Here is a 25,533-nt window from a genome sequence, read left to right on the forward strand (position 1 = left end):
TTTAAATTGGTGGTAATTATGAATGATTTATTTACGTATCTCAAAGTTAAAATCACACAAAATGCCGTTTTATCTGTTGAACTCGCAGAAAAGAGTCCATCTATCCGTAATTTTAGTCTTGCTGATAAAATATTAACCATAAAATTAACAAATGAGGAATTAAAATTACAGAAGAATTCTAAAGATATCTCTTTTATTCAAGAAAAAATTGAAAACTATGAGTCATTATTTTTAAAATTAAATGAAGTTAAGAGAAGATATGCCTATAAAGATAAATGTATAATTGAATTAAAGAAATCATTGGTAATGAATCAAATAGAAAAAAAACAAAAAGAAAAGATCATAGAGGATTATAAAAATAGAGGAGTAAGTTATAATTTTATGAATAAAGATATCAATAATTTTATAAATGAAAATTTAGTGGATTTTTTATTTGTAAATAACAAGGTTCATAATGGTTATTTTCATAAGTGTGATATTAATGATGGTATTATTAGTGGTCTAGATGTATATAATTCAAAATTTTATAACTGTAATATAAGTAAATTTACATTCAAAGATTGTAATTTAATTAAATCTGATTTTTATTCTTCAACAATAAATAATTCAACGTTTAATCATTGTGATTTAACTAACGCTAATTTAGAATGTGAAAATATAGAGAATGTGAGTTTTATAGATAGTAATTTAAGTGGTGCTAAAATTAAGGTGAAAACTGCTAACTTTGAAAATGCAAAACTTGATAATGCAAGCATAGAATTTGATATGAGTTTTTTAAATTCAATAAAAAATAAAAATTCTCTATTTGAAACCATTAGTTCTCTATTTAAAACTATTAGCTCTATAGATGAAAAATATACTGAAATAAAAACATCATTAATGAAAGATTTACTTTTAAAAATTAATCATATTATTTCAAATAATTATAATAATGTAGGGATCTCACTAAGCTTAATATTAGATAATATTTTTTCTAATAAATACTTTTGCAAAGATGATGTTATTAAAAAATTTATTACTGAAATTTTATATACCTCTTATTTTAACAATGAGTATAGCAATTATATTGATAAACTATCCCCAGATTTCTTATCTTTTTATTTAGATATAATTGATAATAATGAACTAATAAGCTTTATGTTAAATAAAAATCATCACTTCATTAAGTTAATGGTATTATCACTTTATCATGAAAATACAAGTATTAAAGATAGAGCAAGAGAATTGTATATAAAATATCTTAATCTTGAAGAGATCCAACCTTTTACAAAAACAATTTTTTTTGGTTGTGGTGATAAAGCGGTTGATTGGGGTGATAAAAGTAATTACAATTATATCTTAATAGGTAGTAATAAAAAGATCATTATTGATCACGAGAATATAGTTAATATGTTATTCAATAATAATCTGGAGAATAATTCGAGTTGGAATAAGTTTTATCTTTATATAGAAGATAAATTACAGATATATAGTAAAATTAATTATAAAGAGCTGTTTAGCTATCTAGAGTTGTTCCCTAGATATGGGATCCAAAGTGTACCTAATTTTCTTATTTTTGAAGATAGTTATAAAAAAATAATCAATCAAATCGAATCTAACAAATGGTTATCATTAATTAAATCAAGTAAATTTTATTATCAATTTCATTACGCATTAATAGGTATACCCCCTTCATCTAATGCAAAGCTCATTGATTTCGAAAGACAAAAAGATCTAGCTGAAATATTTATGCCATTTTTAAGCATTTCAGATAATGAGATTAAAAAAAACTCTCTAAATATTGAACATTATCAAAAGCTTTGTGAAGTTTTTAATATTACTTCGGCAGATAATAAACTGAAGTCTCAGTATTTATTAAGCCTTTCTATTTTAATTATTAAGTACTCATCAGAATCTGTATTTGGCATGGAATTAAATTCACCTGAAATATTAAGAAGGTATGCTTATGCTTTAATGAATAAGGCCAACGAGTTAAACCCAAAGTTAATGGGAGGGAATTTTGATAAATGGGGTAATAAACTATTAGGAATAAATAAAGCGTTTCAATGTACTGATATGCTTTTTTCAGTGATGAGTGATTATGGAAAAGAACACTTCAAAAATATATTTTATAAAATCTTACCGTTACATTGGAGATAATGATTCTTTAAAATAAAGGAAATAATGCACTCCAAAGTTATTTATCAACTGTTGGAGTGCAGGCTAAAAAACGTTAATCTTCGTTTTAATGAATTAAATCGAAGATTAACTTACTAATTTACCAATATTTGATTCAGCGGTTTTATTAAGAGAAATTGTTCCATTTCCACCATTTCCACCATTTCCACCAATTCCACCATTATTTCCTTGGCTACTTACATTATGGTGATAAAAAATATCACGATAAGAACCATACATTGCAGTGTAAGAAAGAGGAACAGTGATTAATAGCCCTAAACCAAATGGAATAACACTAATAGCGATAATAAAGAACAGTAAAATAAAGAAGAAGAACCCACCCGCTAAATTTATTTTTACGGCTGAAAGGCTTGCTTTAACCGCAGGGAATGCTTTATAGCCGTTGACTAATACAAGAGCCGGGACAAACCAATAGGCGGCTGTACTCAATGTGCCAAAAATAGCAATAATAACAAAAAATAATATAAATCCAGATGAGTTATCCATCAACATTTCAACAATAATCTCTTCAGGATAATCGCTATTGATAGCATAAAAAACATCCATCATGGCGGCACTGCTGACGATAAATGCAAGAATAAAGCCTACAAGTAAAATGAGAAAACTAATACCGTAAGCCCCCATCAAACTAAGATAACGTTTGTTATAGAAACCAACAAATAAGGAATCAACATCAATACGTTGAGTTTCATACTGTTGGTGAGCAATTGCGACGACACCAGCAGCTAATACAGTAGTAACAAAAGGTGAGATAATTGGACCAATTAGCGGAATAAATCCAAGAATGGTCGATATAATAAGGCTAACAATAAAGTAGATAATAATAACGCCTATCCACATCCAAAAACGTTCTTTTATTAAATCCCATCCCAGTCCTAGCCAGCGAACACCACCTGAGGCACCTCGAGCTTGAGGAATAGGCGTGAATACCTCTTGTGGCTCTGTTAGCGATGAATTGTTGTCTTGTTCCATTTCCTGTACCTTAATCCCGATATCTTTGTTTATAAATATAAGCCCTCTATAATATCTTTTTGTTTTGTTATTAATCAACTGTATTAAAGCTAATATAGGTTAAGGATAATCTTATAAAGGCGATTTAGGTTTGTTGATATATTTCATCTTTAACAATAAAAAATAGCGCAAAAATCATTAATCTCATGAAAGGTACATTATTTTTAGAAATTCTTTTTAAGAATAAGATACATAAAATGAAAAGAACAAAGTGAAATGAAAATAGAACTTTCTTGTATCAATATAGTTTTACTCTATAAATAAAAAAGCAGTGCTTAAAAACACTGCTTCTTAAATTAATTTCAAATAGAAAAACTTAATACATGACTTTATGGCCGTAAGACTCAAGAATTGATTTTACATTTTCCATCGTCTCTTTTGACGGTGGATGAATACCATCGAGTTTGTATTCTTCTCCTAAAGCTACCCATTTATGTTTGCCGAGTTCGTGGTAAGGAAGAAGTTCTACTTTCTCGATATTTTTCATATCTTTAATAAACTCGCCTAAACGATGAGCAGAATCATCATCATCAGACCAACCAGGCACAACCACATAACGAACCCATGTTTTTTGGCCTCGTTTTGCTAAATAACGTGCGAATTCAAGTGTACGCTGGTTTGATACACCAACCAGTTTCTGATGGATCTCATCATTGACTTGTTTTAGGTCGAGCATCACTAAGTCGGTGGCATCCATTAATTCATCAATAACAGGGTCATAACGACGAACAAAGCCGTTAGTATCTAAACAGGTATGGATATTTTCTTTCTGGCAAGCACGGAACCAATCACGTACAAACTCTGCTTGCAAAATTGCTTCGCCGCCTGAAGCAGTAACACCGCCGCCAGAAGCATTCATAAAATGACGATAGGTAACCGCCTCTTTCATTAGTTCATCAACTGTGACGATTTGCCCACCATGAGTATCCCATGTGTCACGGTTGTGACAATAGAGGCATCTCATTAGGCATCCTTGAAAGAAAACAATGAAACGTATTCCGGGACCGTCAACAGTACCGCAGGATTCAAATGAGTGGATACGACCAAGTACGGACATAACAGGGTTACTCCAAAACTGTCTAATAAAAAGGCCCCGAAGTAGGGGCCTTTATTCTAAGCGATTTTATCTACTTTCTCAGTAAATAAATGCATATAGTTATCTTAATTACATTGTTTGTGTAAATGTACGGGTGATAACGTCTTGCTGTTGCTCTTTAGTCAGTGAGTTAAAGCGAACTGCATAACCAGAAACACGGATAGTTAACTGAGGATATTTCTCAGGATCTTCCATTGCTTCTAACAGCATTTCACGGTTCATCACGTTGACGTTCAGGTGTTGACCACCTTCGATGCCTGCTTCATGGTGGAAGTAACCATCCATCAGACCAGCAAGATTCGCTTTACGAACATCATCATCTTTACCTAATGCATTAGGTACGATTGAGAAGGTGTAAGAAATACCATCTTTTGCATAAGCAAATGGCAGTTTCGCAACAGAAGTCAGAGAAGCTACTGCACCTTTTTGGTCACGACCGTGCATTGGGTTAGCACCTGGTCCGAATGGTGCGCCTGCACGACGACCGTCTGGAGTGTTACCTGTTTTCTTACCGTAAACAACGTTTGAAGTAATAGTCAGGATTGACTGTGTAGGTACCGCATTACGGTATGTACGCAGTTTCTGAATTTTCTTCATGAAACGTTCAACTAAGTCACAAGCGATGTCATCTACACGAGAATCGTTGTTACCGAATTGTGGGTATTCGCCGTCAATTTTGAAGTCAATCGCTAAGCCGTTTTCATCACGGATTGGAGAAACTTTTGCATATTTGATTGCAGACAGTGAGTCAGCAGCAACAGACAGACCTGCGATACCACATGCCATTGTACGATATACATCACGGTCATGAAGTGCCATCAGAGCTGCTTCATAGCTGTATTTATCGTGCATATAGTGGATAACGTTCAGCGCAGTGACGTACTGAGTTGCTAACCAATCCATAAAGTGATCCATTTGGTTCATCACGGTATCGAAGTTTAATACTTCATCCATGATTGGCGCATGTTTTGGACCTACTTGGATTTTCAGTTTTTCGTCAACACCACCATTGATGGTATACAGTAAGGTTTTCGCTAAGTTTGCACGAGCACCGAAGAACTGCATTTGTTTACCAACAACCATTGGGCTAACACAACATGCGATTGCATAGTCATCGCTGTCGAAGTCAGGACGCATTAAGTCATCATTTTCGTACTGGATTGAAGAAGTATCGATTGAGACTTTCGCTGCGTATTTTTTAAAGTTGATAGGCAGTTGTTCTGACCACAGGATGGTCATGTTTGGTTCTGGTGATGGACCCATTGTGTACAGGGTATTTAAGAAACGGAAAGTATTCTTAGTTACCAGAGTACGGCCATCTAAACCCATACCTGCTAAAGATTCTGTTGCCCAGATTGGGTCACCAGAGAACAGCTCATCATATTCAGGAGTACGTAAGAAACGAACCATACGTAATTTCATGACTAAGTGGTCAATTAATTCCTGAGCTTGTTCTTCTGTCAGTAAACCTGCATCAATATCACGTTGGATGTAGATATCTAAGAAAGTAGATACACGACCAAATGACATTGCAGCACCGTTTTGAGATTTAACGGCGGCTAAGTAACCGAAGTAAGTCCATTGTACTGCTTCTTTAGCGTTTTGAGCTGGACGAGAAATATCGTAACCGTATTTCGCAGCCATTTCTTGGATTTGACCTAAAGCAGCGTGCTGCTCTGCGATTTCTTCACGCAGTTGGATAGTCATTTCCAGATCTTCGCCTTTTTCCATTCTTTCTTGTAAAGAGGTGAATTGGGCAAATTTATCTTTACGCAGGAACTCAATACCGTACAGTGCTACACGACGGTAATCACCGATGATACGGCCACGACCATATGCATCTGGTAAACCTGTTAAAATACCAGATTTACGGCATTTTAAGATGTCTGGAGTATAAACATCGAAAACGCCTTGGTTGTGAGTTTTACGGTAATCAGTAAAGATTTTTTTCAGTTCTGGATCCAGCTCACGGTTGTAAGCATGGCAAGAACTTTCAACCATACGGATACCACCGAATGGGATGATCGCACGTTTCAGAGGTGCATCAGTCTGTAAACCTACGATTTGTTCTAAATCTTTAGTGATGTAACCCGCATCGTGAGATGTGATAGTTGAAGCAACAGAAGTATCAAAATCAACCGGCGCATGCGTGCGGTTTTCGATTTTGATGCCTTCCATAACTTGTTCCCAAAGTGTATCAGTTGCTTTAGTGGAACCTGCTAGGAAAGATTCGTCGCCTTCATATGGAGTGTAGTTTTTTTGAATAAAGTCACGAACGTTAACACCGTTCTGCCATTCACCTTCAGAAAAACCTTTCCATGCTTCAGCAAATTTTTCATTTAAATCAGACATGATACTTCTACCTTTTTACAATGGAACTTAAGAAATCAGTCATACCTGCACGGATTAATGTTTGTCACCGCGCAGATGCATTAACCAGTATACCAGACCGACTAGGACTGCTCCGCCAATAATGTTACCGATAGTGACAGGTAATAAATTATTAGAGAGAAAATTTGATACAGTTAAATTTGAAAATTGTTCGGATGATGCACCTACTTTAGTCCAGAATTCTGCTGGTGCAAAATTCTTAATAACAATACCTAAAGGAATAAGAAACATGTTAGCGATACTGTGCTCAAAACCACTAGCAACGAACATACCGATAGGTAAAATCAGTGCAAAAAGCTTATCAATCAGCGTACGGCCTGCATAGCTCATCCATACTGCAAGACAAACCATTAAGTTAGCTAGAATACCTAAACAAACTGCTTCAATAAACGTGTGCTCTAGTTTATGTTGCGCAGTTTGTAAAACATTCAACCCCCAAAGCCCATTTGCTGCCATATGTTGACCAGCAAACCACATTAAGGCGACAAAAAAGAGTGCGCCAACAAAGTTGCCAAGATAGACATTTATCCAGTTAGCAAACATTTTGCCCCAAGATATACGTCCGGTTGCTTTAGGTATAATAGTAAGAACAGTTGAGGTGAATAAGTCCGCGCCACAAACGACAACGAGCATTAACCCCAGAGAGAAGCAGATCCCACCGACTAATTTAGCCAGCCCAAAAGGAACAGATGCGGTACCTGTAGTAGCAGTAATATAAAAAACAAAAGCAATTGATATAAACATTCCCGCAGTAAATGCAGATAAGTAAGTCATTGGGATCTGTTTATTTGCTTTATAACAACATGCGTCATCGGCAACTTTTGCCATATCAGCAGGTGATAATAAATTAAAAGGGCTGTCAGCTTTCATACTAACACTCTCTTATATGTTGGAATAATTATAGCACGCAATAATAGTAGCAAAGGGGCTTACTTCTAAAATTGATATGGATCATGGTCGCTCATTAGAATCCTGTTTTTAGTGCGTAAAAACCCGCTATTTTAGCTATAACTATTTGATTAATAAAATAAAAAAATTTTTTAAAAATTATCAAAAAATTTTAGACTAGCTGGATAAATAAAGTAAAAAGTAAATATAAAGTATTATTTAAACCCCGTATGTTAAGAATTAAAAATCAAATTTAACGCCTTATTTACTTTTGTCATAAATATAAACATTACTTTATTTGTGGTTAATCTTTATTGATTACTCCAGACATATATCCATTATAAAAATAAGGTTTTTAAATTTTTGAGATCTGGTTAAACAAATAGCAATTTAAACTGTATTTAAGCTATATTCTTAGTGCAAAAGTTCAATATATATTTATAGTGTCGCATTAAATATCTAAAATCGTCAATTTTGCCATATTTTGACAATTTTGTCGGATGGCATATTTGTCAAGTTGACAAAATTGTCAAAAATTTATTTTCAACAAAATAAAACACTCTACTTTTCAATAGAGTGTTTCAATTTAAATACGTGCTTATTATTCAGTTAAATTTAGTTATTATTTAATAAATAACCTTAAACAAAATAGGCTTATTTAGCCGATTGACGTTTTGCTTTCTGTAATTTCTCATAGGCTGCAAGTAGCGACTGATGAATAGGTAAATTAGCTAAATCAGGATCAATAGTTTGTAATCCGTAAAATGCTTGTTTACCTTGCATTGCGTTTAAGGCTGCTTGTAATGTTTTTTCGCCATACATACGAGAAAATGCGTGCATATATTGTGCTGGTTCACGTTCAGTCTCTTGTTGTAATAATAAGAGATTGTGTAAACAGCGATAATAGTTCTGACGCTCAGGTGTAAATAAAGAAGCATTAAAATCTTGAGTCCATTCAACCCAAACAAGCGCTTGATCAAGATCGCCACCTGCAAGCGCTAACATTGATTTTAATTCGCCTACTCGTAAATGGCTCCAACCATTATCTTTACCCGGAGCAATACCAATCATCTCTCTGATACGTGTAAAGTCGTCTAAGCCATCTTCATCAAACTGACCAATAAGAGAAAGGTACTCTTCTTTAGTGCCTTCGCTTGTTGGTAACGAAAGAATAGTATCACGCCAATGTACACCCATAATGTTATTGGCTAACTGTAGATCTTCAGCGGGATAAATATCTGATAAGCCAGGTACTAAAATACGACAAGCGTAAACACTCAAGTGTGAGTAGTCCATGATGTAGACTTCTGCATCACATTGTTGGCAAAGTGACATTAAGGTGTGGAATTCTTCTTCTGTCGTACCACTAAAGTTCCAATCAACAAATGTGTAATCGGCATCTTTCTTAAAGAGATCCCAACTAATTAAACCACTTGAATCAATAAAGTGCGTTTCAAGATTAGTGTGATCACCGACTTCTTCATCATCAAAACTTGGCGGATTAAAGACATCGAGATCTTTAAGACTACGGCCTTGTAATAGTTCTGTGACAGTACGCTCTAAAGCTACACCAAAATCAGGGTGAGCACCAAAAGAGGCAAAGCATGTGCCATTTTGTGGATTGAATAACACAACACAAATAACAGGGAATTGTCCCCCTAAAGATGCGTCAAAGCTAAAGATTGGGAAACCTTCTTGCTCTAATGTATCAATCGCTTCAATAACAGCAGGGTAGCGAGCTAAAACTTCTTTAGGAATTTCAGGTAAGCTAATTCTTTCGGTGATAATGCGATTTTTTACATAGCGTTCAAAAACTTCAGACAATCCTTGAACACGCGCTTCATTCTTTGTATTTCCTGCTGACATACCATTAGATGCATATAAGTTAGCAATAATGTTTACAGGAATATAAACAGGTTTTTCATCAGATTGACGTATAAATGGTAGTGCGCAAATTCCGCGATTATGATTACTTGATTGTAAATCAACTAACTCACTACCGCATAACTCACTTTCAGGATCATAAAATTCACGTAAACGTGCATCTAATAAGCCCGCAGGAACAGAATCATCTTCTGTTAGAGGGAACCACTTTTCACTTGGATAATGAACAAATTCACCTTCTGCAATATCAGCACCTAGCCAGAAATCAGAGAAGAAATAATTGGTTGAGAGACGTTCAAAGTATTCGCCTAATGCAGAAGCTAATGCTGCTTTTTTACTGGCACCTTTACCGTTGGTAAAACATAAAGGGCAATCTTTATCGCGAATATGAACAGACCAAACGTTAGGAACAGGGTTTAACCATGAAGCTTCTTCAATGTTAAATCCTAAGTCGGTTAATTTTTGCTGAAAGCTAGCGATAGAATCTTCCAGTGCGGCATCTTTGCCAGGAATAAATGTTTGTGACATGGCAGGTTTCATCAATATTTTGCTGGTGATAGTTAGGGGCACATGATACTGAAATCCCCTGTGATGCACTAATAATTTCTCTCATTTACCCAAGGCTAACTATATTTATAACTCATAATTTGTTTTATATATGAGTTTTTTTAATAAATTCGTTCGATTTATCACGGAATTAATAATTTTAAATCATCATAATTAGATTTATTTATAAACTCATAAGGGATAAGTTCGATGATGAAAAAAACATTGCTCGCCAGCCTGTTAGCTGTAATCAGTGGTTCTGCTTTTGCCTTACCTAATATCACTATTTTAGCAACAGGTGGCACAATTGCTGGTGGTGGCGATTCCGCAACAACATCAAGCTATACAGCAGGTAAATTAGGCATTGATACATTGATTAATGCAGTACCTGAGGCTAAAAAAGTTGCCAATTTAAAAGGCGAGCAAGTCGTGAATATCGGCTCTCAAGATATGAATGACCAAGTATGGCTTAAGCTGGCTAATAAAATTAATGCAGACTGCGATAAAACAGACGGCTTTGTGATTACTCATGGTACAGATACCATGGAAGAAACAGCCTATTTTCTTGATTTAACCACTGCGTGTAAAAAACCTGTCGTTATGGTGGGTGCAATGCGTCCTGCAACAGCATTAGGTGCTGAAGGCCCTTTAAATTTATTTAATGCTGTTGTGATTGCGAGTGATAAAGCCTCTGAAGATCGTGGTGTATTAGTAACCATGAATAATGCGGTTATCAGTGGTAAAGATGTTGTGAAAATGAACACGACTGAAGTTCAAGCATTCCAACCCGTTAACGCTGGTGCTCAAGGTTATGTGCATAATGGTAAGGTTCATTACTACACTGCAGCATTACCTCGAGCAGATAAACCCGTATTTGATGTCAGTAAACTGACTGAATTACCAAAAGTTGGTATTGTTTATAATTACTCCAATGCCTCTAATTTACCAGCAAAAGCCTTTATTGATAATGGCTATAAAGGTATTGTCAGCGCAGGTGTTGGTAATGGTAACTTATATACTGATATTTTTGATACTTTAGCTGATGGCGCTAAAAAAGGTGTGGTTGTTGTGCGTGCAAGCCGTGTACCAGTAGGCTTTACTACACAAAATGGTGAAGTTGATGATGCAAAATATGGCTTTGTTGCATCAGAGCGCTTAAACCCACAAAAAGCGAGAGTGTTGTTACAATTATCTTTAACACAAACGCAAGAGCCTGCGAAGATCCAAGAGAATTTCGAAAAGTATTAATTTAAAAGAGTTTGAATAATAACAAGGCCTCATTTATGAGGCTTTGTTATTTTTAAAGAGTGAAATGGCTAATTGGTTTGGGCTCGAGAGACAACAACTCTTGCGGTAAAAAAAGCAATTAATGGCGTTATTGCAAAAACAATAAAGAGCCAATGTGCCGCATTTTGAGCGCCTATCATGCCACCCGGATCTGTTAACCCAGCCATATTAACCACCGTTCCTGAAATAGAGGCACCAACAGCCGTTGAAAACAATTGGATTGTGGTAATAGATGTTGCTGCTTTTTGAGCTTCTTGCCCTTGAGAAACATGCAATACACGAGTTAAATAATGAGGCCACGCCATACCAATACCGGCACCTGTAAAAAATAAGGCTATACAAATAATGATAATTTGCCCATAAGGTATGGTTAGAACATTAGAGATAAATAAGCCAAGGATCACAATGGCTGAAAAGTTAATCATTGGACCCAAACGCATTAATTTTTGAGCAGTATGTTGTTTTCTTGATGAAGACACAATGGCAGAGAAAGACCAACCCGCACCCACCAATGCAGCTAAATAACCCGAAAGCAGAGGGGTAATATTATGGATAATTTGCAAGAAGTAGGGCACAAAGACTTCTGTTTGTACACTTATCCCTAATAAAGCCATAGTGAGATATATTGGTGCTAATGGTGCAGAAAAAGAAAATGTCCCTTTAGGAAATAAGCCATCATTTGATTTTTTATCAATATTGACTAACAGTAAAATAAAGATCACAGCAAATATAATGGATAAGGTGTTATATAAAATAACGTTATAAAGACTACCAATAGAAATAGATAACACAGCGAGCATTAATAAAATAAGCTGTTGATAAGGTAATGGCGTTTTGGCGACAATATTATCAGTATTATTCTCGGTAGGAAGAATAGTAAATAATAAAATAGCGTAAGGAATGCCTACAAATAAAATAGACCAAAATGCACCACGCCAAACATCATATTCAGCAAATATTCCACCTAATGCGGGGCCTAATAGTGTCGATATTCCCCACATACTAGACATTAACGCCATAGCTCTGGACCAAAGTGGTTGAGGGAACATGACTCTGACTAAAGAGTAAGCAAGTGCCAGCAACATTCCTCCGCCAGCCCCTTGAATAAATCGCCCTAAAAGTAATATCTGCATTGAAGGTGCTGTTGCACAAATAACAGAGCCTGCTAAAAAGCAAATAGTGGCAAAAAGATAACTATTGCGAGGTGCGAATGCACTCAGTAATCGTGAAGTTAATGCAGAAGAGAGAATTGACGCCAGAATAAAAACAGTGGTGTTCCATGCATATAAATTAAGCCCACCGATATCACGTACAATTGAAGGTAGCGTTGTGATCGTAATATAGACATTAATTGCGTGTAATGCGACACCTCCTGCTAAAGCGAGCGATTTTAGACTATTTTTTCCATGAAGAAGCATTCCCCAGCTTGCTTCTTCTTTTTTATTTACACTCCCCGACATAAAACACTCCTAGCCATTATTTTTATGCTCTGCATATTATGCGTTAGTTCACAATAATCATTGCGCCAATTTAACGGGAATGATACAACCGATAAAGGTCATTTTGTAAAAACATATTCAGATAGGGTGAATTTGAATGAGTCAGGTATATAACTTTAGTGCAGGTCCGGCTATGTTACCGGCAGAAGTCCTTCGTCGTGCAGAATTAGAATTATGCAACTGGCATGAACTAGGGCGTTCGGTTATGGAAATTAGCCACCGCAGTAAAGAGTTTCTTGAAGTTGCTCATCAGGCAGAACAAGATCTTCGTGATCTTCTCAATGTGCCAGAAAACTACAAAATTCTTTTTTGTCACGGTGGTGCTCGAGGTCATTTTGCTGCTTTACCTCTCAATTTATTAGGCGATAAAGTAAGCGCTGATTATATTGATGGTGGTTATTGGGCAAAAAGTGCAGCCGAAGAAGCTGAAAAATATTGTTCGCCAAATATAATTAAAATTAAAACAGAAGTTGATGGCAAAATTGGTGTTAAACCAATGAAAGAGTGGCAATTAAGCGCTGATGCAGCTTATGTGCATTATTGCCCAAATGAAACCATTGATGGTATTGCCATTCATGAAGAGCCAGATTTTGATGATAGCAAAATTGTTATTGCTGACTACTCATCTTCGATTTTATCTCAACCGATAGATGTTAGCCGTTTTGGTGTTATCTATGCGGGTGCACAAAAGAATATTGGTCCTGCGGGGTTAACTATTGTCATTATTCGTGAAGATCTATTAGGTAAAGCGCGCAAAGAAACACCTTCTGTGTTTGATTACACAGTGCTTGCTGAAAATGACTCCATGTTTAATACACCACCTACCTTTGCTTGGTATTTATCAGGTATGGTCTTTAAATGGCTGAAAGAGCAAGGTGGTTTACAAGAGATGGCAAAACGTAACTATGAAAAAGCAGCGCTTCTTTATAGTGCAATTGATAATAGTGATTTTTATATCAACCGTATTGCCACAGAAAATCGTTCACTAATGAATGTGCCTTTCCAAATGTCTTCTCCTGAACTGGATTCCGTATTTTTAAAAGAGGCAGAAGCTCAAGGTTTAGTCGCATTAAAAGGTCACCGTGTATCAGGTGGTATGCGCGCTTCAATTTATAACGCAATGCCATTGGAAGGTGTTCAAGCATTAGTCGACTTTATGGCTGATTTTGAACGACGCCATGCGTAATAAATAAAATCTAGAACTAGAATAAGAAAGCCTGCTTAAAATACAGGTTTTCTTATTATTCAATCTTTAAGATGTTAATAATTAAAATTGAGTTACCAAGTACAGAATAATAAATAAAAATATAAGTGCCTAAATAATTTTATATTTAATTAAACAGCATCCCCCGCTTAATTTACTTGTTTATTGGAGTTTTTACCTGTTTATGGAATCGTTAACATTACAACCTATCGCTCATATCGAAGGTGTTATTAATTTACCAGGATCAAAAAGTGTCTCTAACCGTGCGTTGTTATTAGCGGCTTTAGCTAAAGGTAAAACTCGTTTAACTAACTTATTAGATAGTGATGATATTCGTCATATGCTTAATGCACTAAAAGCATTAGGTGTGCAATATCAATTATCAAATAACAATACGGTATGTGATATTGAAGGACTAGGCAGTGAATTTAAAACAAATTCGCCATTAGAACTCTTCTTAGGTAACGCTGGTACAGCAATGCGCCCATTAGCGGCTGCATTAAATCTCGGTCAGCATGATATTGTTCTTACTGGTGAACCTCGTATGAAAGAGCGTCCAATTGGGCATTTAGTTGACGCTTTACGCCAAGGTGGTGCAAAAATTGACTACCTTGAACAGACTGATTATCCACCAATTCGCTTAAGTGGTGGTTTTTTAGGTGGCAATGTTGAGGTTGATGGTAGTGTTTCTAGCCAGTTTTTGACTGCTTTATTAATGATGGCACCTTTGGCAGAGCAAGATACGACTATCGCCATTAAAGGCGAATTAGTATCAAAACCTTACATTGATATTACCTTAGCATTAATTAATACCTTTGGTGGAAAAATTGAAAACCAAGACTACCAGCGCTTTATTATAAAAGGTGGCCAACAATATCAATCACCAGGAAAGTACCTTGTAGAAGGTGATGCTTCATCGGCATCTTACTTTTTAGCTGCTGCTGCTATTAAAGGCGGTACGGTACGTGTTACAGGTATTGGTAAAAATAGCTTACAAGGAGATATTCACTTTGCTTCTGTACTTGAAAAAATGGGTGCAAAAGTACGCTGGGGTGAGGACTATATTGAGTGTGAGCGTGGAACGTTAAAAGGCATTGATATGGATATGAATACTATCCCTGATGCAGCAATGACCATTGCTACTACGGCACTTTTTGCTGAAGGCGAAACGGTTATCCGCAATATTTATAACTGGCGTGTAAAAGAAACTGACCGATTAGCAGCAATGGCGGCAGAGTTACAAAAAGTGGGGGCGATTGTTGAAGAAGGGCACGACTACTTAAAAGTAACACCACCAAAACAGTTAACCACTGCGGATATTGAAACTTATAACGACCATCGTATTGCGATGTGTTTTTCGCTGGTAGCGCTTTCTGATACACCAATTACTATTCTTGATCCGGGATGTACCGCAAAAACCTTCCCTGATTATTTTGAGAAATTAGAAACACTTTCTCAACGTAATAATTAATGTAAAAATCATTAATTAAAATGAGTCAAAATTAAATCAGTTAAATCGGCAGTATTGAATCTTTGGGAGAACAATACTGCCGATTTTTTATTATAATTAGATTAATTTTTCTAAAAAATACGCCACCTCAAAAAATAATATTAAATAAGACTCTTTAGTGCTTATCTGCTTGTTTCTTCCTATACATTGTATGCGTATAATGTCGCGCATATATTAATACTGTTTTTCTCTGTTTGAATACTATGCCTATTATATCAATGTAATAAGAGCAACAAACACAGAAATGCAGTACCCACGAAAAGGAGAAACTCATGGCGGTTATCGTCCCTGTTATAACTGTTGATGGGCCTAGCGGAGCAGGTAAAGGAACATTATGCCAAGCATTAGCGCAAGCATTTGGCTGGCATTTACTCGATTCTGGCGCTATTTATCGTGTATTGGCATTAGCAGCTTTACATCATCACGTTGATATTACTTCCGAAGATGCATTAGTACCTTTGGCGGCAAATTTGGATGTGCGTTTTATTCCTAATGAGAATGGCTTAAGTGTCATTCTAGAAGGTGAAGATGTTTCAACAGAAATTCGAACAGAAACAGTTGGGAATACGGCATCACAAGCTGCAACTTTTCCTCGAGTAAGAGAAGCATTATTGCGTCGCCAGCGTGCATTTCGTACAGCGCCGGGCTTAATTGCCGATGGTCGAGATATGGGCACAATCGTTTTTCCTGATGCTCAAGTGAAAATATTTTTAGAAGCGAGTGCAGAAGAGCGCGCGCGTCGTCGCATGTTACAGTTGCAGGAAAAGGGCTTTAATGTTAACTTTGAGCGCCTTTTATCCGAGATAAAAGAACGCGATTACCGTGACCGGAATCGTGCTGTTGCGCCACTTGTTGCGGCGAAAGATGCATTAATTCTCGATTCTACAAGCTTGTCTATCGACGAAGTCATTGAAAAATCGTTGACTTATGCTAAAAAAAATCTGCAATTATCAGCGTAATTAATTTTTATTTCGTTTATACTAGGTAATTATCAAAATCGGGTTGACGTGTTAATGAAAACACAACAATGCCCGATGACCTTGTCACAAAGGATGTAACGAGGTATGTGAAACAACCCCATTCGGCCGGATGCTAAATGGACGTTAATTAAATTTACTTGAAGATCATTAACATGACAGAATCTTTTGCTCAACTCTTTGAAGAATCCCTAAAAACAATCGAAACTCGTCCTGGCGCTATCGTTCGCGGCGTTGTAGTTGCTATCGATAAAGACGTTGTTCTGGTTGATGCAGGTCTGAAATCAGAATCTGCTATTCCTGTAGAACAATTCAAAAACGCTCAAGGCGAATTAGAAATCCAAGTGGGCGACGAAATTGATGTTGCTCTGGACGCGGTTGAAGATGGCTTCGGTGAAACCGTTCTGTCTCGTGAGAAAGCTAAACGTCACGAAGCGTGGCTGATGCTGGAAAAAGCTTACGAAGAAAACGAAACTGTTGTTGGTATCATCAACGGTAAAGTTAAAGGTGGTTTCACTGTTGAACTGAACGGCATTCGTGCGTTCTTACCAGGTTCACTGGTAGACGTTCGCCCAGTTCGCGATACAACTCATCTGGAAAACAAAGAGCTTGAGTTCAAAGTCATCAAATTAGACCAAAAACGTAACAACGTTGTTGTGTCTCGTCGTGCGGTTATCGAATCTGAAAACAGCGCAGAACGCGATCAGTTATTAGAAAACCTGCAAGAAGGCATGGAAGTTAAAGGTATCGTTAAGAACCTTACTGACTACGGTGCATTCGTTGATCTGGGCGGTGTTGACGGCTTACTGCACATCACTGATATGGCTTGGAAACGTGTTAAACACCCAAGCGAAATTGTCAATGTTGGCGACGAAATCACTGTTAAAGTCCTGAAATTCGACCGTGAACGTACTCGCGTATCACTAGGTCTGAAACAACTGGGCGAAGATCCATGGGTAGCTATCGCTAAACGTTATCCAGAAGGTACTAAACTGACTGGTCGTGTAACTAACCTGACTGATTACGGTTGCTTCGTAGAAATCGAAGAAGGTGTTGAAGGTCTGGTACACGTTTCTGAAATGGATTGGACTAACAAAAACATTCACCCATCTAAAGTTGTTAACGTTGGTGATGTTGTTGAAGTTATGGTTCTTGACATCGATGAAGAACGTCGTCGTATTTCACTGGGTCTGAAACAGTGCAAATCTAACCCATGGCAGCAGTTTGCAGAAACTCACAACAAGAACGACCGTGTTGAAGGTAAAATCAAGTCTATCACTGACTTCGGTATCTTCATCGGTTTAGACGGCGGTATCGACGGTCTGGTTCATTTATCTGACATTTCTTGGAATGTTGCAGGTGAAGAAGCAGTTCGTGAATACAAAAAAGGCGACGAAATCGCTGCTGTAGTTCTGCAAGTTGATGCTGAACGTGAACGTATCTCACTGGGCGTTAAACAATTATCAGAAGATCCATTCAATAATTACCTGTCTGCTCACAAAAAAGGTGCTATTGTTTCTGGTAAAGTAACTGCTGTTGACGCTAAAGGCGCAACTGTAGAATTAGCTGACGGTGTTGAAGGTTACCTGCGTGCTTCAGAAGCTTCACGTGACCGCGTTGAAGATGCAACTCTGGTTCTGAATGTTGGCGAAGCTGTAGAAGCTAAATACACTGGCGTTGACCGTAAAAACCGCGTTATCAACTTATCTGTTCGTGCTAAGGACGAAGCAGACGAGAAAGACGCTATCGCTTCTGTAAACAACAAAGAAGAAGTTGGTTTTTCAAATAACGCTATGGCTGAAGCTTTCAAAGCAGCTAAAGGCGAATAATTTAAGTTATTAACGGAAGGCAACGTTAATCGTTGCCTATTTATCGGTAGTTTAGGGAGGTAATATGACCAAGTCTGAGTTAATCGAGAGACTTGCAGGCCTACAATCTCATCTTTCGGCTAAGACGGTTGAAGAAGCTGTAAAAGAAATGCTTGATCATATGGCTGATACTTTAGCTGATGGTGAGCGTATCGAAGTCCGCGGATTCGGCAGTTTTTCTCTACACTACCGTGCGCCGCGTACGGGTCGTAACCCGAAAACTGGTGATAAAGTAGAGCTGGAAGGTAAATACGTTCCACACTTTAAGCCAGGTAAAGAGTTACGTGACCGTGTAAATATTTATACGGAATAATAACTCCTGTCGAAATGGCACGATGTTAGTTAACTTTCTCAAAAACGGTACTTAGGTGCCGTTTTTTATTACCCATTATTATCACTTTTAGTTTATTTTTCTGCTCCCTAATTTTTTTCATCTTCCATCTTCAATCCCAACCTTAGATTGAACGATTCGTTTTATTGATTTTGTCTCACTAGCACCTTTCTTTTTTATTACTTTATTCTGCTTTCATTTTAATTTCTCTATCTAATTACCTATATCACTTAGTTGTTTTGCTTTTTACGAGTTTCTTCTCAAAAATTATTGTATGTAACAAGAGATCTTTTTCTTTTTATAAAGCATCACTAAAAAACGACCTAAAAGCCTATCTTTAATTAAATAATAACATCATGATATTTAAAGAATGATTGTAGGCAAGGATGCTAGAAATGATTTTATTGAATCGAATGATAAAGTTTTTTGAATTAAAGATGGTATCAATAAAACGGAGGTGCTTTCATTCAGCCTATTTTCGAAGACTCTATTTCACGAAGTTAACTTTAGACAATATAGCTTTGGCAATGATATTAGGTTGCTTACCTTTATTAGTTCAATATACGCTTTTTAGTCAGACTATTTATTCTATTATTATTCTTGTTGCACTATTTTTATTATTTATTCCTTTTTGCTTATGTCGCTTTTCAGCGATATTTCTATTTTTCTGGGTTTATTCAAATATGGTTGCGTCATCGTTAATGACGAGAACAGAACAGTTTGCTGATAATATGGCAACATTTGAAACCAAGGTTATGGAGTATCGTCAATTAACAGATGGCAATATTATTATCAAAATACCCATTACGAAGACGACGCTCTTTTCATCATCTGTGTATGCAAACGTATATTGGCGAAGCCCGCCTAAAAACATAGCTGTAGGACAATATTGGAAGTTTAAGATTCAATTTAGAGCTGTACATAGTTATTTAAATGAAGGTGGGTTTGATAGCCAAAAATATGCCGTTTCTGTGAAGGAAACATTAACGGGTAAAGTGATGACAGCCAAGTTTATCCGGGATGATATATCACTACGTACTCAACTTATTCAGAAAATCACCGCTCATTGGCAAACAGCAAAAAATAAAGGTGAAATTATTGCTTTAGTCTTAGGTGATAAGCGATATATTGAACCTGAGAAAAAAGATCTCTATATGAAAACAGGGATTGCCCATTTAATTGTGATATCGGGTTTACATATAGGGTTAGCAGCCTTTTTTGGTTGGATTATTGCAAGAGGTATTCAATTTTTTTTCCCTATCAGATGGATTAATCCAAGGTTTCCATTAGTTATAGCTTGGCTATGTGGTGTTTTTTATACTGCGTTATCAGGTTGGGGAATACCAGCAACAAGAGCTGTTATTGGATTAACTGTTTGGGTGATTTTACATTGGGGGAGTCGATTATTTTTACCTTGGCAATGGGCACTTTGGAGTGCGGCACTTATTCTTATTATTGAGCCTCTTTCTATACTTTCAGCTAGTTTTTGGCTTTCATTTTCTGCTGTATTTGCCATTATCTTTTGGTATTGGATGTACCCATTAAAAGCTAAATATAACCATCAAAAACGGTGGTTTATTTTAAGGTTGGTACATTTACAATTTGGTTTATTAATTATTTTATTACCATTCCAATTATATTTATTTAATGGCGCTAATTTTTTTAGTTTTATCGTTAACTTATGGGCTGTTCCTATTGTTTCTTTTATTACTGTGCCATTAATAATGCTCGGATTATTGACATTCTTTCTCTCATTTTTACAACCAATAATCTGGCACTGGGTTGATCTTTCTATTAACCTTGCTTTTTGGCGTGCTCCTTTATTTTTACCATATTGGCAAAATAGTGGTGCCATTCCTTTATTATTAGGATTTTTTGGGATTGGTACTATTTTAATCATAAAAATGTCATGGTGGCGTTATCATTTTATTTGCATTGTGGCTATTGGTACTATTTTATACGGTGAATTCATTGCCTCTTCACGTTACCAATGGCGAATATCTATGTTAGATGTTGGACATGGCTTAGCAGTTATTCTTGAAAAAGAAGGGGAAGCGGTTATTTATGACACGGGAATGCGTTGGAAAAATGGAGGTTCGATTGCGAAGAGTGTCATCATTCCTTATTTAAGACATCATCGACTTACGCCAGTTGCATTGATCATTAGTCATGATCATCTTGATCATACAGGAGGAATGGAAGATTTAATAAAAACTTATCCTAATTTAAGCATTCGTAGTAGTTTTGACGAACCTTCGCATTTACCTTGCTTAAGTGATAAATCATGGCAGTGGAAAGGGCTTCAATTTGATGCATTGTGGCCACTGGATAAATTACTCTCCCCGAAAAATAATCAATCCTGTGTGATCAATGTTAGTGATGGGAAATACAATATTCTACTAACTGGAGATATAGAAAAAGAAGCTGAAGCTCAATTGGTAAGAGTAAAAAAAGATCAACTAAAAGCAGATGTCTTACAAGTTCCTCATCATGGTAGTCAAACATCATCCACATTGATGTTTATTCAAGCAGTATCACCAAAATTTTCAGTTGTTTCTGCCGCTCGTTATAGCCCTTGGCGTTTGCCTTCTGATAAAGTACATCATCGTTATAAAAAAGAAGCTATTAATTGGCTAACAACCTCTATTAGTGGGCAAGTTTCTATCGAGTTTAATCAAGATAATATTGATGTATTTACCTATAGGCGAGATATTTTGCCTCGTTGGTATCATCAGTGGTTTGGTGTTTTGACGTTTCCCGAGTAGAATGACCGGCTAATTATTAAAAGTTTGGTAATATATATGAATGATATAGATCTATCAACGTGGCAAACATTCCGCCGCTTATGGCCAATGATCCGGCTTTTCAAAGCGGGTTTAATCACTGCTGCAATTGCATTAATCATCAATGCGGGTGTGGATGCATTTATGATTTCTTTATTAAAACCACTTCTTGATGAAGGTTTTGGTAAAGCCAGTAATGACGTATTAAAATGGATGCCTTTTGCCGTTATTGGTCTGATAGCTCTGCGTGGTATATCTAACTTTATTTCAAGTTACTGTCTTTCTTGGGTTTCTGGAAAAGTTGTAATGAATATGCGTCGCCGACTGTTTTCTCATATTATGGGAATGCCGGTGAGCTTTTTTGATCAGCAATCAACAGGGACTTTACTCTCTCGTATCACATATGATTCAGAACAAGTTGCCTCTTCATCATCAGGCGCATTAATTACCGTTGTACGTGAAGGTGCCTATATCATCGGACTATTTTGTTTGATGTTTTATTATAGCTGGCAATTATCCCTGATCCTTATCGTTATCGCACCTATTGTTGCTGTTGTTATTCGTATAGTATCGACTCGTTTTAGAACGATCAGTAAGCGTATCCAAAATAGCATGGGACAAGTGACAACTAGCGCAGAACAAATGCTAAAAGGGCATAAAGAAGTTCTGATTTTTAATGGTCAAGAAGTTGAAAATAAACGCTTTAACCATGTAAGCAATCATATTCGCCGTCAAGGTATGCGTATGGTTGTCGCATCATCAATTTCAGATCCTATTATTCAGATAATCGCTTCTCTTGCATTAGCATTTGTTCTGTATGCAGCGAGTTTCCCTGAGATAATGGATACATTAACAGCAGGTACAATTACTGTTGTATTCTCCTCAATGGTTGCATTAATGCGTCCATTGAAATCACTGACTAATGTGAATGCTCAATTCCAGCGTGGTATGGCTGCTTGTCAGACGCTATTTACTATCCTCGATATGGAGCAAGAAAAAGACACAGGTAAGCTTGAACTAAAAAAACCAACTGGTGATATTGAATTCCGTAATGTGACTTTCCAATATGTCACGAAAGATACGCCAGCACTGAAAAATATGTCATTTACCATTCCAGCAGGTAAAACTGTTGCATTAGTTGGACGCTCAGGCTCTGGTAAGTCTACGATTGCAAATCTGATCACGCGTTTTTATGACATTAATGAAGGTGAAATATTAATTAATGGTCATGATATTCGTGAATACACATTGAAATCTTTGCGTAATCAAGTCGCGTTGGTCTCTCAAAATGTGCATCTTTTTAATGAAACCGTAGCAAATAATATTGTCTACGCATGTGAAGATCAGTATACCCGTGAAGATATTGAAAAAGCGGCGAAGATGGCACATGCAATGGATTTTATCCAAAAAATGGATAAAGGCTTAGATACTGAAATTGGTGAAAATGGTGTATTACTTTCAGGTGGACAACGTCAGCGTATTGCAATTGCAAGAGCGTTATTACGAGATTCGCCAATCCTCATTCTTGATGAGGCTACATCAGCGCTAGATACAGAATCAGAGCGTGCTATCCAGTCAGCACTTGATGAATTACAGAAAAACAGAACCTCTTTAGTGATTGCTCACCGTTTATCAACTATTGAAAAAGCGGATGAAATATTAGTTATTGAAGATGGTGAAATTGTTGAACGTGGCGCACACCTTGATTTGATTGAGAAACAAGGTATTTATGCACAACTTCACAGGATGCAATTTGGCAAATGATTGAACGGATTTGGTCTGGTAAATCTTGGTTTTATATCCTACTGCTTCCATTTTCATGGTTGTATGGCGCGCTTACATTATTAAGGCGTTTTGCATATCAGAAAGGATGGCTAGCATCATGGAAAGCCCCAATTCCAGTTGTGATTGTTGGCAATTTAACTGCAGGCGGGAATGGCAAAACACCTGTTGTGATATGGCTTGTTGAGCAATTAATACAACAAGGGTTTAAACCAGGAGTTGTCTCTCGTGGTTACGGCGGAAAATCAGACCATTATCCATTACTTTTGTCATCAGATACGACACCTGCCATGGCAGGTGATGAGCCTGTATTGATTTATCATCGAACAGGTGCTCCCGTTGCAGTTGCACCTAATCGACGAGATGCAGTAAAAGCGTTATTAGCTCAACATGAGCTTGATGTGATCATCACTGATGATGGTTTGCAGCATTACGCATTACAACGTGATTATGAAATTGTTGTCATTGATGGGCAACGTCGATTCGGCAATGGTTGGTGGCTACCTGCAGGTCCTATGCGAGAGCGTGCAGGGCGATTAGATTCTGTGGATGCAATTATCGTGAATGGTGGAATAAGCCAGAATAATGAGATTGGCATGGTGCTGGAAGGTGATACTGCAGTTAATCTTAAAACAGGAGAAAAAAAACCAGTTCAGCAAATTAAAAAGGCTGTTGCTATCGCTGGAATTGGTCATCCTCCTAGGTTTTTTAACTCGTTACATGAAAAAGGGATAGAGTTAATTACAACAAAAGCATTTAGTGATCATAGTGATTACAGTGTTCAAGAATTACAGGATTTAACACCTGACTTAGAACCTCTTATTATGACAGAAAAGGATGCTGTTAAATGTCAGCATTTTGCTCAAGATAATTGGTGGTATTTACCCGTTAGCGCTGAATTAAATAGTCAATCTGTGCTAAAACAAGTTAGCAATTTAATTTACGGCTCGAAAAAAACTTGTATCTGATCTGAAACAATGATATTTATAGTGGAAATCAGGATAGCGTTACATAGAAGATTACCTACCTACAGTCGCATATCGCTTTTGTCGTAGTTCAATTTAATTCGCCACTACCCTATCTACTCAAAAGCCTTGTGTGGAGAGTTTGTGGATCTTGAATGTAGGGTTAATATTTTGTGCAGTGAATAGCATCAGCTTTTGTGCACAACGGATGATAAAAATAATTTCTGATGGTGACTAATTATCTCTATATTTGGTTATCTTTTTTATCAGTGTGCAACCAATATCATTATGTCATCTTTTTGTCATATTGATACTGTAAGTATTTATTGAGCTTTATAATATTTATTAAGCTTAGCTATCACGGTTTTGAACATTTATATCGAATAATAAAATGCACTACTTAAATTAATGTGTTCAGAATTTAATTGGGGTTTTTATATAAGAAGACTTAATAAAAAGTAGGATGCATTTGTATAGGAAAATAAAACTATACAAAGAACAAAAGGAGTTTATCTATCATGACATTACAATTAAGAATGGGTCGCGTAAAATGGTTCGACAATAACAAAGGTTATGGTCTTATTGTTGCAAGAGATATTGAACAAGAAGTTTATGTCAATAAAAAAGCGATTGCCAATACAAAAAATAAAGCACTAACAGAAGGTCAAGATGTTGAGTTTTCTGTTATCAGAACAGCAGCAGGTTTAGAAGCCGCTGATGTTATCGGGTTTTAAATAAGGTTTAGCCTTGTTAAATATGTAGATAAAACGATAGTTTAGCATTAAGATTAAATTATCGTTTATACCTAATTTGAGGTAGATAAGCGACAATAGTTTATCACCAAGCCGGATAAGTAATATAAAAGAGTCGTTTCGTTAATTAGAATGCAATAAAGATAATGAAAAGGTTAAATTATTATCAATAAAAGCTGAATGTAATTCTTTATTAATGATGTTGCAGACTCAACGATAAAAAGCCACATTAATGTGGCTTTTTTGTTGCTTATAGTAAAAGAGAAAATAATAAATTTATTAATAACTAAAATAATTTTCGAATTATCACTAAACGAGAGGTTTTGAGTATTAACGCTGATCATTCCTTATGATATCCTTTTGCCATATAAAATGATTAACCCTTGAGAGGGACAAAATGGATCACCGCTTACTCGAAATTATTGCTTGCCCAGTTTGCCACGGCAAACTTATCTTTGATAAAGAAAATTCAGAGCTTATCTGCAAAATTGATCATTTAGCTTATCCTGTTCGTGACAATATCCCCGTTCTTCTAGAGAATGAAGCAAGAGAATTATCACTAGAAGAGGAAAAGTAACTTC

Annotated in this window: 18 protein-coding genes; 12 read left to right on the forward strand and 6 right to left on the reverse strand. The window is 36.4% G+C overall.

The features are described from left to right. The first annotated feature begins 18 nt into the window (after positions 1 to 18). Entirely contained in the window at positions 19 to 2,139 is a 2,121-nt protein-coding gene (locus tag GTH25_RS05735) for a pentapeptide repeat-containing protein (RefSeq protein WP_164530382.1), read from the forward strand. Positions 2,140 to 2,244: 105 nt separating this feature from the next. Here the strand turns inward: GTH25_RS05735 and GTH25_RS05740 are convergent, their stop codons facing one another. The 5 genes from GTH25_RS05740 to ycaO all read right to left on the reverse strand — a co-directional run bounded on the left by GTH25_RS05740 (position 2,245) and on the right by ycaO (position 9,976). After that, on the reverse strand, positions 2,245 to 3,150 hold the full coding sequence (locus GTH25_RS05740) for a BPSS1780 family membrane protein (RefSeq protein WP_164530383.1): 906 nt from the start codon (positions 3,148 to 3,150) through the stop codon (positions 2,245 to 2,247). A 355-nt stretch (positions 3,151 to 3,505) separates the two neighbouring features. Then, on the reverse strand, positions 3,506 to 4,246 hold the full coding sequence (gene pflA, locus GTH25_RS05745) for a pyruvate formate lyase 1-activating protein (protein WP_036938126.1): 741 nt from the start codon (positions 4,244 to 4,246) through the stop codon (positions 3,506 to 3,508). A 108-nt stretch (positions 4,247 to 4,354) separates the two neighbouring features. Then, a complete protein-coding gene (pflB, locus tag GTH25_RS05750) occupies positions 4,355 to 6,637 on the reverse strand; it encodes a formate C-acetyltransferase (RefSeq protein ID WP_075673548.1) in 2,283 nt (760 codons plus the stop codon). A gap of 54 nt (positions 6,638 to 6,691) precedes the next feature. Continuing rightward, a complete protein-coding gene (focA, locus tag GTH25_RS05755) occupies positions 6,692 to 7,546 on the reverse strand; it encodes a formate transporter FocA (protein WP_075673549.1) in 855 nt (284 codons plus the stop codon). Positions 7,547 to 8,218: 672 nt separating this feature from the next. Continuing rightward, the gene (ycaO, locus tag GTH25_RS05760; RefSeq protein ID WP_164530384.1) at positions 8,219 to 9,976 is read right to left on the reverse strand and encodes a 30S ribosomal protein S12 methylthiotransferase accessory factor YcaO; all 1,758 of its coding nucleotides are present in this window, start codon (positions 9,974 to 9,976) and stop codon (positions 8,219 to 8,221) included. Positions 9,977 to 10,204: 228 nt separating this feature from the next. Between ycaO and ansB the strand changes: the two genes are divergently transcribed. Then, positions 10,205 to 11,242 (forward strand): L-asparaginase 2, encoded by a 1,038-nt coding sequence (gene ansB, locus GTH25_RS05765; RefSeq protein ID WP_196563750.1) that lies wholly within the window; start codon positions 10,205 to 10,207, stop codon positions 11,240 to 11,242. Between the two features lie 68 nt (positions 11,243 to 11,310). Here ansB and GTH25_RS05770 read toward each other — a convergent pair whose 3' ends face one another. Next, positions 11,311 to 12,741 carry an MFS transporter gene (locus GTH25_RS05770; RefSeq protein WP_159363917.1) on the reverse strand — a complete coding sequence of 477 codons (1,431 nt, stop codon included), beginning with the start codon at positions 12,739 to 12,741 and terminating at the stop codon, positions 11,311 to 11,313. A gap of 136 nt (positions 12,742 to 12,877) precedes the next feature. On the opposite strand from GTH25_RS05770, the gene serC reads away from it, so the two are divergent. The 10 genes from serC to GTH25_RS05820 all read left to right on the forward strand — a co-directional run bounded on the left by serC (position 12,878) and on the right by GTH25_RS05820 (position 25,529). Then, the gene (gene serC, locus GTH25_RS05775; RefSeq protein ID WP_023581318.1) at positions 12,878 to 13,966 is read left to right on the forward strand and encodes a 3-phosphoserine/phosphohydroxythreonine transaminase; all 1,089 of its coding nucleotides are present in this window, start codon (positions 12,878 to 12,880) and stop codon (positions 13,964 to 13,966) included. Between the two features lie 202 nt (positions 13,967 to 14,168). Next, positions 14,169 to 15,455 (forward strand): 3-phosphoshikimate 1-carboxyvinyltransferase, encoded by a 1,287-nt coding sequence (gene aroA, locus GTH25_RS05780; RefSeq protein ID WP_099659769.1) that lies wholly within the window; start codon positions 14,169 to 14,171, stop codon positions 15,453 to 15,455. A 311-nt stretch (positions 15,456 to 15,766) separates the two neighbouring features. Further along, positions 15,767 to 16,453 carry a (d)CMP kinase gene (gene cmk / locus GTH25_RS05785; RefSeq protein WP_075673553.1) on the forward strand — a complete coding sequence of 229 codons (687 nt, stop codon included), beginning with the start codon at positions 15,767 to 15,769 and terminating at the stop codon, positions 16,451 to 16,453. A gap of 173 nt (positions 16,454 to 16,626) precedes the next feature. After that, positions 16,627 to 18,300: a 30S ribosomal protein S1 gene (gene rpsA, locus GTH25_RS05790; protein WP_006537421.1), complete on the forward strand. Its 1,674-nt coding sequence runs from the start codon at positions 16,627 to 16,629 to the stop codon at positions 18,298 to 18,300. A 64-nt stretch (positions 18,301 to 18,364) separates the two neighbouring features. Continuing rightward, the gene (ihfB, locus tag GTH25_RS05795; RefSeq protein WP_004244587.1) at positions 18,365 to 18,652 is read left to right on the forward strand and encodes an integration host factor subunit beta; all 288 of its coding nucleotides are present in this window, start codon (positions 18,365 to 18,367) and stop codon (positions 18,650 to 18,652) included. Positions 18,653 to 19,197: 545 nt separating this feature from the next. Next, positions 19,198 to 21,435, forward strand: a complete 2,238-nt coding sequence (locus tag GTH25_RS05800) for a DNA internalization-related competence protein ComEC/Rec2 (protein WP_238795314.1) — start codon at positions 19,198 to 19,200, stop codon at positions 21,433 to 21,435. 36 nt (positions 21,436 to 21,471) lie between these two features. Further along, positions 21,472 to 23,217 (forward strand): lipid A ABC transporter ATP-binding protein/permease MsbA, encoded by a 1,746-nt coding sequence (msbA, locus tag GTH25_RS05805; RefSeq protein WP_075673555.1) that lies wholly within the window; start codon positions 21,472 to 21,474, stop codon positions 23,215 to 23,217. Then, positions 23,214 to 24,203 (forward strand): tetraacyldisaccharide 4'-kinase, encoded by a 990-nt coding sequence (lpxK, locus tag GTH25_RS05810; protein ID WP_075673556.1) that lies wholly within the window; start codon positions 23,214 to 23,216, stop codon positions 24,201 to 24,203. The genes msbA and lpxK overlap by 4 nt, the downstream gene beginning before the upstream one ends. 515 nt (positions 24,204 to 24,718) lie before the next feature. Further along, positions 24,719 to 24,934 (forward strand): cold-shock protein, encoded by a 216-nt coding sequence (locus GTH25_RS05815; protein WP_023581324.1) that lies wholly within the window; start codon positions 24,719 to 24,721, stop codon positions 24,932 to 24,934. Between the two features lie 415 nt (positions 24,935 to 25,349). Beyond that, entirely contained in the window at positions 25,350 to 25,529 is a 180-nt protein-coding gene (locus GTH25_RS05820; RefSeq protein WP_004244593.1) for a Trm112 family protein, read from the forward strand. Positions 25,530 to 25,533 lie beyond the last annotated feature (4 nt).

The sequence above is a fragment of the Proteus terrae subsp. cibarius genome, assembly GCF_011045835.1.
Classification (GTDB): domain Bacteria; phylum Pseudomonadota; class Gammaproteobacteria; order Enterobacterales; family Enterobacteriaceae; genus Proteus; species Proteus cibarius.